The organism is Microbacterium sp. 2RAF4 (genome assembly GCF_052115285.1).
GTDB lineage: Bacteria > Actinomycetota > Actinomycetes > Actinomycetales > Microbacteriaceae > Microbacterium > Microbacterium oxydans.
In genome coordinates this window covers 163,313-180,001 of the sequence record NZ_JBFRGI010000001.1, presented here as the reverse complement: position 1 = coordinate 180,001, position 16,689 = coordinate 163,313, and the positions used below count along the sequence as shown (strand labels likewise).

The window sequence follows — 16,689 nt, the reverse complement described above, 5'->3', positions numbered from 1 at the left end:
GCGCACTGCACGGGGGTGGACCGGCTCGTTCCCGCCCGAGAGCAGGCGAGCCGGTCCCCCCAGCGTACTGGTCAGTGCGCGGGTGCCTTGCGCAGTGTGACGGCCGCGATCACTCCGGCGACGACCACGAGGCCGGCGCCGATGAGCGAGGTGACGGTGACGCCGGAGCCGAACGCGTCCGACGCCGCCTGCCACAGCGCATCGCCGAGCTGCGTCGGCAGCGCCTGCGCAGCGGTGTAGGCGCCCGCGAGAGTCTCCTCCGCGGCATGCGCCACGTCGGCGGGAAGTCCCGCCGGAAGAACGAGCGCTCCGCGGTAGAAGGCCGTGATGATGCCGCCGAGCACAGCCGTCCCGAGCACCGCTCCGAGCTCGTACGCCGTCTCGGACACCGCGCTGGCCGCTCCTGCCTTGGCCGCAGGAGCGCTCGACAGGATGAGTTCGTTGGAGATCGTCTCGGCCGCGCCGATGCCGATGCCCAGCACCACGAACGCGATCACCAGCGGCAGGACGCCGTGCTCGTGCGTCGTGAGAGCGACGATCAGGTACCCGGCGACGGAGAACGCGAGCCCGGCGGGGATCACGATGTGCGGCGGGATCCGGCGCGAGATCGGCACGACCGACAGCCCGGCCACGATCATCGCCACCATTCCCGGCACGAGTGCGAGACCCGCGGTCATCGGCGACAGCCCTAGGACGAGCTGCAGATGCTGCGACACGAAGTAGAGGAAGCCGACCAGGGCCACGACGCTGAGCAGGTTGACCAGGATCGCCCCGGAGAACGATCCCCGCTTGAAGAGCGCCATGTCGAGCATCGGCGTCTTGGCACGCAGCTGTCGCCGCACGAACAGGAAACCCATCGCGAGGCCGAGAAGTGCCCACGCGCCGGCCTTCAGGCTCGGACCGTCCACGGCCAGCGACTTGATCGCGTAGACCACCGGGATCATCGTGGCCATCGACAGGACGATGCTGATCAGGTCGATGCGACCGGGGTGCGGGTCACGGCTCTCCGGCACCAGCAACGGCGCAGCCACGAGCAGAGGGATCAGCACCGGTACCGCGATCAGGAAGACGGATCCCCAGGAGAAGTGCTCGAGGAGGAATCCGCCCACGATCGGCCCCAGCGCCGATCCTGCGGAGAAGGCCGAGGCCCACACCGCGATCGCCATGCGGCGCTGGTCGCGGTTCTGGAAGATCGAGCGCAGGAGGGACAGGGTCGACGGCATGAGCATCGCCCCGAAGAAGCCGAGCAGAGCACGAGCGGCGATCAGCAGGCCGGCCGTGGGCGCGAAGGCCGCGAGGGCGGAGACAGCCGCGAAACCGGTGGCTCCGATCAGCAGCATCTTCCGACGCCCGAATCGGTCGCCCAAGGTACCCATGGTGACGAGCAGGCCTGCGAGCACCAGAGGGTACACGTCGATGATCCACAGCTGCTCGGCCCCTGTGGGCGCGAGCGCGATGGAGATCTCGGGGAGCGCGAAGCTCAGCACCGTGTTGTCCACCGACACCAGCAGCACCGGCAGCATGAGGACGACGAGCGCCGCCCAGCCGCGGGCTCCGACGCGGGGAGCATCCGTCTCTGTCGTCGGGATCGACGCAGTACGGGTCATGGAACACCTCTCAGGATCTTGATCGCACGGTTAGTGAACCGTCCAGATGGTATAGTAACAGAAGTCCCGCCCCCGATTCCGCAGAGGATCCACGATGCCCCGACCTCCGCTCGCCCGCGAGAAAGTGCTCGACGCCTTCGAAGCCATCCTCATCGAAGACGGCGAACGAGCCGCGACGCTCGACGCCACGGCGAAAGCGGCCGGTGTGTCGAAGGGCGGTCTGCTCTACCACTTCGGCTCCAAGGACGAGCTCGAGGCCGGCCTCGTGGAACGGCTCGATCGCCTCACGACCATGGACCTCGAACGGATGGCCGCCGCGGAGGAAGGTCCCGTCGCCTACTACGTGCGCACCTCCGTGATGGAGGATGACGCACTCGACCGCGTGCTGATCGCGACGACGCGCCTCGCCCAGGGCGGGTCGGTCCCCGCGGCGGACATGCTCCGCGACACGAGGCGCCGCTGGGCGGAGACCATCCGCCCCCACGTGCGCGACAACGCGAGCCTCGATCTGGTGATGCTGGTGAGCGACGGCCTCTACTTCAACAACTCACTCGACGTGCACGGCCCCGAGCGACTCGTGCCCCGCAGCGATGAACTCGCGGAACTGATCACCCTGGTCCTCAAGGCGACCGCCTGAGGGTCACCGCAGGCAGCAGAGAGGGCGGGAGCTTCACGCTCCCGCCCTCTCTCGTGTCTGCCGATCAGATCTCGGTGATCTCGATCTGACGGAACAGGTCGGCGTCGATGGCGCCACGCACGTCGTCGAGCAGCTCGTCCGACACGGGCGAGTCGAGCGTCAGCACGCTGAGCGCCTGGGCGCCCGCCGCCTGACGGGCGATCTGCATTCCGGCGATGTTGATGCCGGCCTCGCCGAACTTCTGGCCGTACACGGCGACGATGCCGGGGCGGTCCGTGTAGAGCATCACGACGTGGTGCTTCTCGATCGGCAGCTCGAGCCGGTGGTCGTTGATGCCGACGAGCTTCTCCGTCTGCTTCGGACCGGTGAGCGTGCCGGACACCGAGAGCTGCGTGCCGTCGGACAGTGCACCGCTGAGAGTGATGACGTTGCGGTACTCGTCGCTCTCATCGTCCTTGAGCAGCCGCACCGCGATCCCGCGCTGGTCGGCGAGAAGCGGGGCATTGACGTAGGACACCGTCTCACTGACGATGTTGGTGAACACGCCCTTGAGCGCGGCGAGCTTGAGCACGCTCACGTCGTAGTCGTTCAGCTCGCCGTGCACCTCGACGTCGAGGCTGGTGAGAGGCGACGTCGCGAGCGCGGCGAAGATCTGGCCGAGCTTCTCGACGAGCGAGATGCCGGGGCGCACGTACGGGTCGATGACGCCGCCGGCCACGTTCACCGCGTCCGGGACGAGGTCACCACCCAGGGCGAGGCGCACGGAACGAGCGACCGAGACGCCTGCCTTCTCCTGCGCCTCCTCGGTGCTCGCGCCGAGGTGGGGCGTGACGACCACGTTCGGGAGGTCAAGCAGCGGACGAGCTGTGCCGCCCTCAGCGGGCGGCTCCGAGGTGAAGACGTCGAGACCGGCACCCGCGATCTCCCCGGCGACGAGCGCCGCGTGCAGGGCCTCCTCGTCGATGAGGCCGCCACGGGCGACGTTCACCACGAACGCGGTCGGCTTCATCGCCGCGAACTGCTCGGCGCCGATCATGCCCGTCGTCTCCGGGGTCTTGGGCATGTGGATGGTCAGGAAGTCCGACTCGGCGACGAGTTCGTCGAGGGAGAGCAACTGCACGCCCAGCTGCTGAGCGCGCGCGGACGTGACGTAGGGGTCGTAGGCGACGACACGCATGTCGAACGCCGCGAGGCGCGCGGCGACGAGCGCGCCGATGCGACCGAGGCCGACGATGCCTACCGTCTTCTCGAAGAGCTCTGCCCCCGTGAAGGAGCTGCGCTTCCACGCGCCGGCGGAGAGGGAGGCATGTGCGGCCGGGATACGGCGGGCGAGGCTCAGGATGTGGCCGACCGTGAGCTCGGCGGCCGAGACGATGTTCGAGGTCGGGGCGTTGACGACCATGACTCCGGCAGCCGTCGCCGCCTTGATGTCGACGTTGTCCAGGCCCACGCCGGCGCGGGCGACGACCTTGAGCTTCGGCGCGTGGCCGAGGGCTTCCTCGTCGATGCGCGTCGCGGAGCGGACCAGCACGGCGTCGGCGTCGGCGAGTGCGGCGAAGAGCGCCTCACGGTCGGTGCCGTCGACGTCGCGGACATCGAAGTCGGGACCGAGAGCGTCGATCGTGGCGGGAGAGAGTACTTCGGCGATGAGCACGACAGGCTTCGGCACAGTGGATCCTTCGGGGCAGCGCGGCAGGGGCCGATGCGCCGCACACCATGGGGGCGCGATCGCCACAACTCTACCGGAGCGCCGACAGCGCTCTGTGCCGTGTGACGTGTCTCGACGGGGCGGCTCAGGCGCTCGGCATCGTGAGGCTCAGCGCGATCAGACTCATCCAGAACACGGCGACGACGCCGAGCCCGGCGAGGAAGACGAGCGCCAGCTCTCCCACCGTGCGACGCCGTCCGATCGCATATGCGAAGGCGAACACGATCGCGGGGAAGACGACGCCGAACAGCAGAGTCGCCCAACCTCCCCCGGTCAGCCCTGTCTGGGCCATCGTGATCAGGTGCGCCACGGCGTTCCAGACGGCGTAGGCGTAGAACAGTCCGGCCAGTCCGGTGACGAGCCCGACGAGCCAGCGGGGAGAGTTCGCGGTCGCCGGCGCTCCGGCCGAGGAAGCCATCATGATCCGATCACCCCCACGGTGACGAAGGGCCAGGGAACGAGCAGGACGACGCCGGCGAGCAGCACGGCGACGCGGATCCAGCCCGCCTTTCCCCGTGGGAGCACCCAGCTCGCGAGGAACCAGAGGGCCGGGGCGGCGATCGCGAGGAAGAACCACGGGAGGAACATCACATCGGAGACCAGGAAAGACGCAAGGGGCTGGAGCCGCAGTCCGCCGACGATCCAGCCGATCGTGTAGAGGAGATAGATGCCCCCGACGATGCCGACGAGCAGCAGCATCGGCGTGCTCAGGCCCGCCTGCTCCTCGGCTGGCACTTGTTCCTCGGCTGGCACCTGTTCCTCGGCTGGCGCCTTTTCGACGGTGCCGTCCTCCTCGATCGTCCCCACCTCGTCGCTCCCCCGGCCTACGGCGTTCCAGCCTCGCGGAAGGGCGCGCTCCTTGGGGTTCGAGGCCTCGTCGCCGTCCCAACTGAGGGCGTCGTCGGAATCGGAAGTCATGTCCCCCAGCGTAGGACACGCGGTCCACTAGGATCGGGGTTGCCTCGAGCCGGAACGGCGGGCATCGGACGTGATAGGGGAGCACCGTGGCCGACAACGACAAGACGGATGCCAGCAGCGGATCGACACCCGCAGGCTCTGCACCCGCCACCTCTCAATCGACCACCTCGAATCCCGAGCCGCCCGCCGGCTGGGTCCCGACTCCGGAAGCCAAGACGAAGGCCACGCGGTTCCGTTGGATCGCCGGCATCCTCTGGGCGGTCGCGATCATCGGAGAGGGCGTCGGCATCTTCTGGCTCCTGCGTCAGCGGGTCTTCGTCGGCGAGGACGGCACTCTGGTGCGCGACCCCGACACGGGGCTGTTGGAGGAGCAGGGTGTCACGGCGACCTTCCCGCAATGGGCGTTCATCGCACTCCTCGTGCTGCTCGTCGTCATCGCCGCTCTGTCCATCACCGGTTCCGTGCTGTGGAAGAAGGCGAATCGCCTCGACCCGGCTCGCAGGGCGGACAAGGCGCGGTTCTTCGTGCAGAACCAGCTCGGGGCCATCATCGCGGTGGTCGCCTTCCTCCCCCTCGTCATCCTGATCTTCCTCAACAAGGACATGGACAAGGGCCAGAAGGCCACAGCCGGGATCGTCGGCGTCGTGCTCGCAGCCCTCGCGGTCTTCATCGGCGCCGACTTCAACCCGCCGTCCGTCGAGCAGTACACAGCCGATCAGTCGGCCGTGATCCAACTCCTCGGCAAGGACGAGGTCGTCTGGGTCGACGGCGGCAAGGTCTACCACGTCTGCGACGAGGTGCCCGCGATCCAGACCGGGAGCGAGATCCGCACCGGCACGACCGCTCAGGCCGTCGAGGCCGGGAAGATCCGCCTCACCCTGCAGTTCGGCTCCGAGTTGCGCGCCTGCGGTCTCCCGGTGCCGGAGAACGACGAGGAGATCACCGAGGCTCTGCGCGCGATCCAGGCGGGCCAGGTCGACACGGTCCTCCCCGCACCGGTCTGGGCCGACCCCACAGAGGCCCCCATCGTGGTCGAGGAGGCACCGGCGCCGTGACGTCGAATCGACGCTAGTCCGCGTCGAGCGCTTCCACGAGCCGCTCCTCCGCGGACGACAGATGGGCCTCGAGGAGGGCGGCCGCCCGCTCCCCGTCCCCTGACGCCACGGCATCGAGGATGTCGGCGTGCTGCGCGGCGATGTCCGCGGCATCGAGCAGACGGCGGCCCTGCACCTGCGCCATGCACAGCCGCACCTCGTCGAGGACGCTGCGGTACATGCGGCCGGTGCGCTCGCTCTCCAGCGCGTCGATGAGGGCCGTGTGGAAGCGCAGGTCGGGAGCGACGGTCGCAGCGTCGGGTCCCCCGGGCATCGCCATGATCTCCGCGTTCGCCGCGAGAGCCGCGGCAGGAACGTTCTTCGCCGCGGCGAGTTCGCGCAGCGACGCACTCTCCAGGCGCGACCTGGTGCGATACACGTCACGCACGGTCACGGAGTCGATGTCGACGACGCGCGCACTCCGGTGCGCGGTGCGCACGAGCAGGCCGCTGGCGACGAGCTGCTCGATCGCCGCCTTCGCGCTCGGGCGTGCGACTCCGAAGCTCTGCGACACCGCGGCCTCGGTGATCGGGGAGCCGGAGCGGATCGCACCGCTCAGGATGCGACCGCGCAGCTGCGCTGTCACGGCATCGACGACGCCGACGACTCCGAGTGGCGCTTCCGAGATGGTGCTCATCCGGTCAGCCTATCGAAGGGCTCCCTAGTCGGTACACTTGTCTGACAATCTCATGACGGAGCAGAGGAGCACCGTGAAGACCACCCTCGCCGAGCCGCTGGACCCCGCCCTGCTGGGGCCGACGACGCAGGTGCACGCACGCTCGATCGACCGTTTCGCCCGCGCGCACGACGCCTCCCACTACCTGCTGATCCCCGATGCGGTCCTCTCCCCCGCTGATGCGGATGGCGTCGCTCGTGCCTTCGCAGCGGTCAGAGCTGCCGGGCGCACGATGACGTTCCGCTCGGGCGGGACCAGCCTGTCCGGTCAGAGCGTCAGCGGAGACATCCTGGTCGACACGCGCAGCGGCTTCCGTGGCATCCGCGTCGAGGATGACGGCGACGCGGTCCGAGTGGGTCCGGGTGCGACCGTGCGCCAGGTCAACACCAGGCTCGCGAGGTACCGCCGCAAGCTCGGCCCCGACCCGGCGAGCGAGATCGCGTGCACGATCGGCGGCGTCGTCGCCAACAACTCCAGCGGCATGGCGTGCGGTATCACCGAGAACTCGTACCGGACGATCGAGTCGATGACGATCGTGCTCCCCAGCGGCACGATCCTCGATACCGGCCACCCGGATGCGAACGAGGTGCTCCGCGCGGCGGAACCCGCCATCGCCGAGGGACTGCTCTCGCTGCGGGAGCGCCTGCTGGCATCCCCCGAGCATGTCGCCTTCCTCCGCCAGCAGTTCTCGATGAAGAACACGATGGGCTACGGGCTCAACGCGCTGCTCGACTTCGACGATCCGGTGCGCATCCTGGAGCACCTCGTCATCGGCTCCGAGGGCACGCTCGCCTTCGTGGCGGAAGCCCGCTTCCGCACGATCGAGGTGCGCCCGTCGATCGCGACCGGCCTTCTGGTCTTCGACACGCTGTCAGCCGCGATGACCGCTCTTCCTGACCTCACGCGACTGGGCCTCGCCACGATCGAGCTGATGGACGCCGCCTCGCTGCGTGTCGCGCAGGGGTTGAGCGACGTGCCAGCTGCCATCGCCCAGATCGAAGTACAGGGACACGCCGCTCTGCTGGTCGAGGTCCATGCTCCGGACGCAGACGCCCTCGCCTCGTCGAGCTCCGCCGCCCAGGCGCACTTCGAGGCCCTCCCGCTCGCCGTCGCCCCGCGTCTCACCACGGATGCGGCAGAGCGTGCTGCACTGTGGCACGTGCGCAAGGGGCTCTACACGGCGGTCGCGGGCGCCCGACCGTCAGGGACGACCGCACTGTTGGAAGACATCGTGGTCCCCGTGCCGCGTCTCCTCCACACCTGCGAGCGCCTCATCGAGCTGTTCTCCGAGCACGGCTACGAGGGCTCGGTCATCTTCGGGCACGCCAAGGACGGCAACGTCCACTTCCTCCTCAACGAGCGGTTCGACGATGCGGACAGCGTCGCGCGCTATCGGCGCTTCACCGACGACCTCGTCGAACTCGTGCTCTCGCAGCAGGGGTCGCTGAAGGCGGAGCACGGCACCGGTCGGATCATGGCGCCGTTCGTCCGCCGGCAGTACGGCGACCAGCTCACCGACATGATGTGGGAGATCAAGAGCCTCTTCGACCCGGACGGCATCCTGAACCCGGGCGTCGTGCTCTCCGATGACCCCGACTCCTACCTGCACGACCTCAAACGGGTGCCGACGGTGGAGAAGGAAGTCGACCGCTGCGTCGAGTGCGGCTACTGCGAGCCGACCTGTCCCAGCAAGAGCATCACCCTCACGCCTCGACAGCGCATCGTGATCCGCCGCGACATGGCGTGGGCCGAGGAACAGGGCGACACCGAGCTGCTGCGCGACCTGCAGAAGGACTACGACTACGACGGGGTGCAGACCTGCGCGGTCGACGGCATGTGCGGTGTGGCCTGCCCGGTCGACATCAACACGGGCGACCTGGTGCGTCGCCTTCGCGCGGAGCAGTCGAACGCGGTCGAGGCCGCCGTGTGGGGCACCGCAGCCAAGCACTGGGGTACGGTCACCCGCGCGGGCGGTGTCGCACTCACCATCGCGGACGCCCTCCCCGCCCCTCTGGTCCGTGGGGTCACGCGCCTCGGCCGCGCGGTTCTGGGTGCCGACACCGTGCCACTGTACGACGGAGGACTCCCCCACGGCGGCTCGAAGCCGCCGCGTCCGGAGGAGCCGACCGATGCGCAGGCCGTCTTCTTCGGCGCGTGCATCGGCACCATGTTCGGCGCGGAGGGAGACGGCGAGGGGTCACGGAATGCGCTGCGAGCACTCCTGGACCGCGCGGGTATCCCCGTCGTGATCCCGGAGGAGAACGGCGGCCTCTGCTGCGGGACGCCCTGGAAGTCGAAGGGGCATCTCGACGGCTATGCCCTGATGTCGGACCGGGTGCTCGATTCGCTGTGGGAGGCCAGTCGTGCGGGCGCGCTTCCCGTGGTGTGCGACGCGGCCTCGTGCACCGAGGGCTTGGACGTGATGCTCGCACAGGCCGTCGCGAAGAGCTCTCGATACGCCGGGCTGCGAATCGAAGACGCGACCACCTTCGTGGCGCGCGAAGTGCTGCCGAAGCTGAGCGTGCCCGCGAAGCTGCCCACCGTCGCCGTGCATCCGACGTGCTCCACGACGGCGCTCGGAGCGACGGGAGCGTTGACCGCGATCGCCGCCGCCGTCGCGGATGACGTGTTCGTTCCCGAAGGGTGGGGCTGCTGCGCCTTCGCGGGCGACCGCGGCATGCTGCACCCGGAGCTCACCGCCAGCGCGACGGCACAGGAGTCTGCGGAGATCGCAGCTGCCGAACGCGCACAGGGCGGCTTCGACGCCTTCGTCTCGGCGAACCGCACCTGCGAGATCGGCATGACCCGCGCCACCGGCCGTCCGTATCGTCACGTGATCGAGGTGCTCGAGGAGCTCACCCGCCCCTGACTCGGTGCGAAGACGCCGAGGGCCCTTCCGACACGGGTCGGGAGGGCCCTCGTCTCGTCGCGATCCGTCCGTCTCAGCCTGCGGACAGCACCGCGACGGCCTCTCCACGCAGACGCGCGGGGATCACCACGACCGCACGATCACCGTCGGCGTTCTCGACCTCACTGCCGTCGGTCCAGCGCAGGTCGGACTGCACGAGCTCGTCCGGCAGGTCGAGCGTCCCGACGCTCGGGTCGAGCGCATGCACGTGCACGGTCGACCCGGTGGTCGTGTAGCGACGCGGGGCACCGTTGCGCTCCCCCATCCGGATCCACGGGCGCGTGCCGTAGACCGCATCTCCGTTCGTCTGCAGCCACGCGCCCAGCTCGCGCATCGCACGACGTTGGAGCTCGGGGATGGAGCCGTCCGCTGCGGGGCCGACGTTGATCAGCAGGTTGCCGTTCTTCGCCACGACATCGACGAGCAGACGGATCAGCGCCGCGCCGGACAGGGAGTGGCGTTCGTCTTCTGCCTGATTGAAGCCGAAGGAGTAGCCGAGTCCACGCGTCGACTCCCACGGATCCGGGATGATCTCGGGGATGTCCGTGTATTCGCGGGTGAGGAAGCCGTGGTACGGGACGCCCCAGCGGTCGTTGACGACACCGTCGGGCACCGCATCGAAGTACCGCTCCAGGAGGGCGGCGACCGCATATTCGTCGTACCCCTTGCCACCGTCAGGCCACTCGATGTCGTTCCACAGCACGTCCGGCGAGAAGCGGGACACGAGCTCTTCGAGCTGGGCAGCCGAGTAGCGGGCGAAGTGCGCATCGTTGCGACGGAAGCGGAACAGATCGGTGTCGGACTCGATCGGCGGGAAGTCGCTCACGTGCCAGTCGAGCGCCCCGGAGTAGTACACCCCGAACTTCGCCCCCGCGCGACGGGTGGCGTCGTGGAACTCGGAGATCAGGTCGCGGCGCGGACCACGAGCGACCGCGTTGAAACCGGTGGTCGCCGTGTCCCAGAGACAGAAACCCTCGTGGTGCTTGGTCGTGGGGACGATGTACTTCGCCCCGGCACCGACCAACTCGCCCACGAAGGCATCCGCGTCGAACGCCGAGGCGTCCCACCGATCGGCCAGGTCCTCGTACGACGTGCCGGGGCCGAACAGCTGCTGGTGGCGTTCCCAGGTGGGGCTGCCCGCGATCCGCACGGTGTTGCCGTACCACTCGGCGTACTGATGCCAGGCGTACGCGTCCTCGGTGGGGATGTTCACGCCGTCGCCGTGCTGCACCGCCCAGGCCGGCACCGAGTACAGCCCCCAATGGACGAAGAATCCGAGCTTCGCGTCCCGATACCAGTCGGGCACGCCCTGAGTCGGGTACACGGGGGCGTCCGCGCCGAAGCCCGGTCCTGTCCGCTTCTCGAAGTTCATCATGCGTTCTGCTCCTCTGCGGTTCCGCGGCGGACGACGACGGCGGTCAGGTCTGGATCGCCGTCTGCGTCGAACGGGTAGACACCCGGCTGCAGACGGTGGTGGCCCAGCCGCAGCAGGTCCTGGTCGACGCCCCCTGGGGTCAGCGCGAGAGTCCATCCCTCGGCGAGTTCGTAGAGCTCGGGTTCGAGATAGCCGATCTTCACGACGACGATGTCCGCGGTGGTGGGCTCGAGGCCCAGCATCCGGAAGTCGGAGAGGTGGTGGAACGGCTTGCGGCGCTCGGTGATGATCGCGTGCAGACCGCCAACCGCGATGACGACCTGCGTGCCCGCATCCGGGTCGCCTTCGGTGACGGAGAACACGCTCCCGGTGATCGTGACGGGTCCATGCGGACCGGAATCCACCCGGGCTCCGGCGTCGAGCGACACGGTGGCTCCGACGCCGGCGGCGACGGCCTGTGCGACGGCTTCGCGGTCGAAGATCGAGGCCACCAGAGTGGTGCGGCCGGCGTCGGTGAGCTCGGGGCGTTCCAGCAGGTGCGCGAGCGTCCAGGTCACGTCTCCGGCACCGCCGGCCGTCGGGTTGTCCCCCGAGTCCGAGATCAGGTACGGCCGCGGCGCTCCCGGAGCGAGGGCCTTGTCGAGAGCTTCGTCGAGCGAGCCGGTCTCGGCCACAAAGACGAAGTCCTCGCGCGCGTCCCAGAACATCCGCGCGACATGCTCGGCTTCCCGTGCGATCAGCTGCTCGTCGTCCCCGGTGACCACCACATAGGCCTGGCACCGCGGCTCGTCCGCCCATGCGTAGCCGATCCACACGGAGGCGTCGACCACCCCGGGGAGGGCTTCGATCTCGGGCAGCTGGGCGTAGATGCTGCGCGCTGGCTCCAGCCGTGTGCTGGTCTTCTCCCCCGGCAGCAGCACCGGGACGGGAACCCAGGCGGAGAAGGGACGCCGGCGCAACGGGTCGGAGCCGTCCGGTCCCCTCAGCCGGGCGAGCAGGTTCCACACCGCACGCTCCTTGGTGTTCATCCAGTCCTCGTGCGGCGCCATGCGGTAACAGGTCAGCAGGTCGACCGCGTCGCGCAGCACCTCCGAGACGTTGCCGTGCAGGTCCATCGAGGTGGAGACCAGCGTGTCGGGGCCGAGGGCGGCGCGCACCGCGAGCGCGAGATCGCCCTCGGCGTCGTCCATGCCGACCACGCTCATGGCGCCGTGGATGTCGAAGAAGAATCCGTCGAAGGGGCCCAGCTCCCGGATGCCGGCGATGATCGCATCCTTCATCCGTCGATAGGTCTCCGGCGCGACGGCCCCGCCGGGAAGAGAGCGTCCGTGGGTCAGCGGCACCCAGTCCGCGGCCGAGGCGAGTTCGCGTCCGTGGTCCAGGAACGGGTAATACCCCCGCAGCGCCTCGCCGGCACGAACCGTGAAGGCTTCGTCACCGGAGATGTGGGGCGAGAAGGTGCTCGATTCGATGGAGATCCCGGCGATGCCGATGCGCGGCAGGGCTATGCCGCCTTCGGAGACGGTCGGAAGCGGGCCCATCCAGATCTCGTGGGCTTCAGGACGTGCGGTCACGTGAGGTACTCCTTGTGGTGCGGGGTTCGTGCGAGGGGGTCGCCCTCAGCGTGCGCCCGCGGGGACGAGCGCACGGCGGGCTGTCTCGATCGCGCCGAGAGCGACCGCGTCGGAGCCGAGGACGGCGGGGATGATTCGCAGCGGGATACCCGACACGGGCGAGTCGCTGGCAAGGGTTCGCACGATGGCCGGTTCGAGGAGATCCCATGCGGCCGTGACTCCGCCCCCGACGATCGCGCAGGGCAGGTCGAGGATCGTGGCCGCGCTCGCGCAGGCGAGGGCGAGCGCCCGACCCGCGGCGTCGAATGCCGCGACCGCCTCCGCGTCCCCCCGACGGGCACGATCGGCGACCTCGCGCGCATCACGCACCGAAGCGCCGGCGCTCTCCTGGTAGCGCAGGGCGATCGAGGTGCCGGATGCCAGCGTCTCGAGATGGCCGATCTGGCCGCAGGTGCAGACGAGGTCGCTGTACCCGGGAGTGTGTCCGATCTCGCCGGCAGCACCGTGCGGTCCGTGGTGCAGCTCGCCGTCGATGAGGAGGGCGCCGCCCACCCCTGTGCCGAGCATGACACCGAGCACGTCGCGATCCGTGCGCCCGTCGGCCGCGGCCTCGCCGAGGAGGAAGGCGTTCACGTCGTTCTCGACACGTACGGGCACGCCCAGGCGTGACTCCAGCTCATCGCCGAGGGGGAAACCCGTCCAGCCGACGAAGGTCGCCGACGCCGCACGGATCGTCCCCGTCTCGTGGTCGATGACTCCTGCCGCCCCCACTCCGGCTGCGGCCAGGGAGACTCCCACCTCCGCTGCCAGCGACATGGCGAGAGCTGCTGCCGCATCCGCCATCGCGGCACCGCCGAGCGCGGCCGGAGCGGCGACGCTGCCCCGGGCGAGGACCCCACCGTCGCCGTCCACCAGCAGGGCGGCGATCTTGGTGCCGCCGATGTCGATCCCGACCAGAGCGGCACCGGTACCGACTGCGCCGCCGATGAGCGTGCTGGTCCCCTGTTCCTGACCGATCATGCTCAGCGACCACCCAATCCGGCCATCGCGATGCCCTTGACGAGGTGCTTCTGCAGCACGATCACCAGGATCGTGGTGGGCACCATCGAGATGATGGCGGCGGCCATCTGCAGGTCCCATCGCGTTCCGGTGAGCCCGGCGAAGCTCGCAAGGCCGACCGGGAGCGTGCCGTGCGCGTTGTAGTCGACGGTCACGATCAACGGCCACAGGTAGCTGTTCCAGAACGAGAGGAAGGTGAACACCGCGAGCACCGCCACCGCCGACTTCGACAGCGGAAGGATGATCTGCAGGAACGACCGCACGGGGCCGGCGCCGTCGACACGGGCCGCCTCCTCCAGCTCGTAGGGGATGCCGCGGAAGAACTGCCGCATCAGGAACGTCCCGAAGGCGCCGAACGCGAAGGGCAGGATGAGCGCCTGGTAGGTGTCGACCCAGTTGAACCACTGCATGACCTGGAACATGGGGATGACGAGCACCTCGGCGGGAACCATCAGTGTGGCGAGGAACAGCACGAACACCGCGTCCCGACCCTTCCACCGCAGGCGCCCGAAGGCGTATCCGGCCGTGGTCGAGACGATCAGCACGACGAGTGTTCCGCCGATCGCGACGATGAAGGAGTTCATGATGTACGTCAGGAACGGTCCGTAGGCGAACACGTCGACGAAGTTGCTCCACCGCAGTTCGGAGCCCACCAAGGTCGGCGGCATCGAGAACATCTCGGCGTTCGGCTTGAGAGCCGAGAAGAACGCGTAGATCAACGGCGAGATGAAGATCAGCGCAGCCACGTAGATCGCGACGTGCGCGAGGATCAGGCGGGCGCGGGCGCCGGGGGTCGTCGCCGCACCACGTGCGCGCTCGCGTTCGCGGTCGGCACGGCCGGTGCGTCCCGCGGGCCGGACGAGGGTCTCAGTGCTCATAGTGCACCCACTTCTTCTGTGCGGCGAACTGGAGCCCGGTGATCGCGATGATGATCGCGAACAGGATCCACGCGGCTGCGGCGGCGAGGCCGAGATCGCCGAAGGTGAACCCCTGCTCCCAGATGTACATGACGAGCGGCTTCGTCGCATTGCCCGGACCACCACCGGTGAGCATCTGCGGCTGCACGAATACCTGCAGCGAGGTGATCATCGTCATGATGGTGGCGAAGAAGATCGATGGCGAGATCATCGGCACGATGATGCTCCACACCCGCCGGAGCCCCTGAGCGCCGTCGATGCTCGCCGCCTCCAGCACACTCTCGGGAAGCTGCTCGAGGGCGGCAGAGAAGATCAGCATGTTGTAGCCGAGTCCCTGCCACACGCTCATGACGACGACCATGATCATCGCCCACGACGGATCGGCGAGGAAGTTGGGCAGCTCGATGCCGAACCAGGTCTGCGAGAGGCCGTTGAAGAGTCCCTGCGGCTGGAGCATCATCTTCCAGACCAGCACATTGGCGACCATCGGCGTCACGACGGGGATGAAGAACAGCACCCGCAGTGCGCCACGACCGCGGATCCGGGAGTTCAGGCCGAGAGCGAGCACGAGCGAGAGAGCGACGCTCAGCGGCACGTACAGCAGGGTGTACACCGCCGAGTTGCGCAGCGCCGGCCAGAAGTCGGGGCTGCTGGTGAACAGCTTGACGTAGTTGTCCACGCCATTGAAGGTCCGCTCGCCGAAGGTCGGCCAGTCGAAGACGCTCATCACGATCGACAGCCCGACGGGCACGATCGTGAACAGGGCGAGCCCGATCAGGGCTGGGCTTGCGAATCCCAGCGCCTGACCGGCCTCCACCTTGGCGAGCGATCGTCGACGTCTCGTCGTGATCGTCATCTCAGTTTCTTCCTCTGTTACTGCATTGCTGCTGTGGTGGCCGAGGCCCGATCACTCGCCGAACTGCGCCTGCGCGTTCGACAGCAGCTCTTCCATCGTCATCTGGCCGTTGTAGACGCTGACGAGGTTGGGCTGGATGTAGCTGTCGAGCTTCTGCCAGTTCTTCGTCATGTAGAGCGGGACGGTGTCACCGAACGCGGCCTCGAAGACGGACTTCACCTGGTCGCGGTACTTCTCGTCGATGGACTCGAAGTACAGCGGCTGCGACGACGTGCGCGCCGGGTAGGAGCGGCCGGACGACGCGATGTAGTCCTGCGCATCCTCGCCGAGCAGAGAGCCCATGACCTTGAGCGCGGCCTCGGGGTTCTTGCAGTTGGCGGAGATGCCGTAGCCGGAGCCGAGGATCGGACCGGGGTTGCCGTCGACTCCGGCGGGCAGCGGGACCATGCCGGCGGCGAAGCCCGACTCGTTGTCGAGGTAGCTCACCGCGTTCCAGGTGCCATCGACGGCCATGGCCGCGTTCGCGCCGGTGTACTGGTTCTCTCCCCACCCGGTGTCGGAAGCGGAAGCCACGGGCGCGGCGACCTTCTTCTCGGTCACGAGCTCGGCATACCAGGTCGACGCGTCGACGAAGGCCTTCTCATCGATGTGCAGCGTGCCGTCCTCGGAGGCCGGCTGCGTGGCCGAGTAGGCGATCGGCATCGACATCCACTGGTAACCGCCCATGCCCATGCCGAAGCCGTACTTGCCGTCCTTGGTGGCGTCGGCGGCGATCGTGTCGAAGTCGTCGAACGTCCACCCGATCTCAGGGGTGGCAGCGCCGGCGGCGGTCAGCATGTCCTGGTTGTAGTAGACGAGCATGGTCGCGACATCGAACGGCACGCCGTACGTCTTGCCCTCGAAGCTGAGGATCCCGTCGGCGCTCGGGTTGAAGTCGGCCCAGTCGATTCCCGCCGTCTTCAGGTCGGCATCGCTCAGCTCGCGGAAGCCGCCGGTGTAGCCGCCCAGCTGCGCACCGCTCATGCCGGTGACGCACGCCATGTTGCCGCTCGCCATGTTGGTGGTCAGCTTCGTGAAGAAGTCGCTCCACGGCGACGTCTGCAGCTTGATCTTGATGTCGGGGTTCTGCTCCTGCGCGAACGCGACCTGCGCCTCGAGGGCGTCGACGTCCGACTCGCTACCGGCCCACATGTCCACCACGATGGTGTCGCCGTCTGCCGAACCACCCGTGCCGCTGCCACTCGCGCAGCCGGTCATCGCGACCGCGACGCCGGCGACGGCGACCACAGCCCCTACACGCAACTTCTTCATTGAATGCCTCCTGGAAAGGGAACCGGTTAATTCGCGGGTCGAAGTAACC

General features: G+C 68.5%; 14 protein-coding genes. 3 read left to right on the top strand and 11 right to left on the bottom strand.

Annotation, left to right across the window (positions count from 1 at the left end):
- Window positions 1-71: 71 nt before the first annotated feature.
- On the bottom strand, window positions 72-1,607 hold the full coding sequence (locus tag AB4070_RS00860; protein ID WP_441978513.1) for an MFS transporter: 1,536 nt from the start codon (window positions 1,605-1,607) through the stop codon (window positions 72-74).
- A gap of 94 nt (window positions 1,608-1,701) precedes the next feature.
- Between AB4070_RS00860 and AB4070_RS00855 the strand changes: the two genes are divergently transcribed.
- A complete protein-coding gene (locus AB4070_RS00855; protein ID WP_441978512.1) occupies window positions 1,702-2,244 on the top strand; it encodes a TetR/AcrR family transcriptional regulator in 543 nt (180 codons plus the stop codon).
- A gap of 64 nt (window positions 2,245-2,308) precedes the next feature.
- Here AB4070_RS00855 and serA read toward each other — a convergent pair whose 3' ends face one another.
- The 3 genes from serA to AB4070_RS00840 form a co-directional block, all read right to left on the bottom strand.
- On the bottom strand, window positions 2,309-3,913 hold the full coding sequence (gene serA / locus AB4070_RS00850) for a phosphoglycerate dehydrogenase (protein WP_441978511.1): 1,605 nt from the start codon (window positions 3,911-3,913) through the stop codon (window positions 2,309-2,311).
- Between the two features lie 124 nt (window positions 3,914-4,037).
- Window positions 4,038-4,373: a hypothetical protein gene (locus AB4070_RS00845; RefSeq protein WP_441978510.1), complete on the bottom strand. Its 336-nt coding sequence runs from the start codon at window positions 4,371-4,373 to the stop codon at window positions 4,038-4,040.
- Complete coding sequence (locus tag AB4070_RS00840) at window positions 4,370-4,870, bottom strand: hypothetical protein (RefSeq protein WP_441978509.1); 501 nt, start codon at window positions 4,868-4,870, stop codon at window positions 4,370-4,372. The genes AB4070_RS00845 and AB4070_RS00840 overlap by 4 nt, the downstream gene beginning before the upstream one ends.
- 86 nt (window positions 4,871-4,956) lie before the next feature.
- Here AB4070_RS00840 and AB4070_RS00835 point away from each other — a divergent pair, with 86 nt between their 5' ends.
- Window positions 4,957-5,925 (top strand): hypothetical protein, encoded by a 969-nt coding sequence (locus AB4070_RS00835; protein WP_441978508.1) that lies wholly within the window; start codon window positions 4,957-4,959, stop codon window positions 5,923-5,925.
- Window positions 5,926-5,938: 13 nt separating this feature from the next.
- On the opposite strand, the gene AB4070_RS00830 is transcribed toward AB4070_RS00835, so the two are convergent.
- Window positions 5,939-6,601: a GntR family transcriptional regulator gene (locus AB4070_RS00830; RefSeq protein ID WP_441978507.1), complete on the bottom strand. Its 663-nt coding sequence runs from the start codon at window positions 6,599-6,601 to the stop codon at window positions 5,939-5,941.
- A 52-nt stretch (window positions 6,602-6,653) separates the two neighbouring features.
- On the opposite strand from AB4070_RS00830, the gene AB4070_RS00825 reads away from it, so the two are divergent.
- A complete protein-coding gene (locus AB4070_RS00825; RefSeq protein WP_441978506.1) occupies window positions 6,654-9,509 on the top strand; it encodes an FAD-binding and (Fe-S)-binding domain-containing protein in 2,856 nt (951 codons plus the stop codon).
- A 73-nt stretch (window positions 9,510-9,582) separates the two neighbouring features.
- Here the strand turns inward: AB4070_RS00825 and AB4070_RS00820 are convergent, their stop codons facing one another.
- From AB4070_RS00820 to AB4070_RS00795, 6 genes are all read right to left on the bottom strand, one after another.
- Window positions 9,583-10,923, bottom strand: coding sequence for an alpha-L-fucosidase (locus AB4070_RS00820; protein WP_441978505.1), 1,341 nt, complete (start codon window positions 10,921-10,923; stop codon window positions 9,583-9,585).
- On the bottom strand, window positions 10,920-12,464 hold the full coding sequence (locus AB4070_RS00815) for a M81 family metallopeptidase (RefSeq protein ID WP_441979019.1): 1,545 nt from the start codon (window positions 12,462-12,464) through the stop codon (window positions 10,920-10,922). The genes AB4070_RS00820 and AB4070_RS00815 overlap by 4 nt, the downstream gene beginning before the upstream one ends.
- 78 nt (window positions 12,465-12,542) lie before the next feature.
- On the bottom strand, window positions 12,543-13,517 hold the full coding sequence (locus AB4070_RS00810) for an ROK family protein (protein ID WP_441978504.1): 975 nt from the start codon (window positions 13,515-13,517) through the stop codon (window positions 12,543-12,545).
- Window positions 13,518-13,519: 2 nt separating this feature from the next.
- Entirely contained in the window at window positions 13,520-14,434 is a 915-nt protein-coding gene (locus AB4070_RS00805; RefSeq protein ID WP_046748404.1) for a carbohydrate ABC transporter permease, read from the bottom strand.
- Complete coding sequence (locus AB4070_RS00800) at window positions 14,424-15,329, bottom strand: carbohydrate ABC transporter permease (RefSeq protein ID WP_441978503.1); 906 nt, start codon at window positions 15,327-15,329, stop codon at window positions 14,424-14,426. Before AB4070_RS00800 ends, AB4070_RS00805 begins: the two co-directional genes overlap by 11 nt.
- Before the next feature lie 51 nt (window positions 15,330-15,380).
- Window positions 15,381-16,640 (bottom strand): ABC transporter substrate-binding protein, encoded by a 1,260-nt coding sequence (locus tag AB4070_RS00795; protein ID WP_441978502.1) that lies wholly within the window; start codon window positions 16,638-16,640, stop codon window positions 15,381-15,383.
- Between the last annotated feature and the right edge of the window lie 49 nt (window positions 16,641-16,689).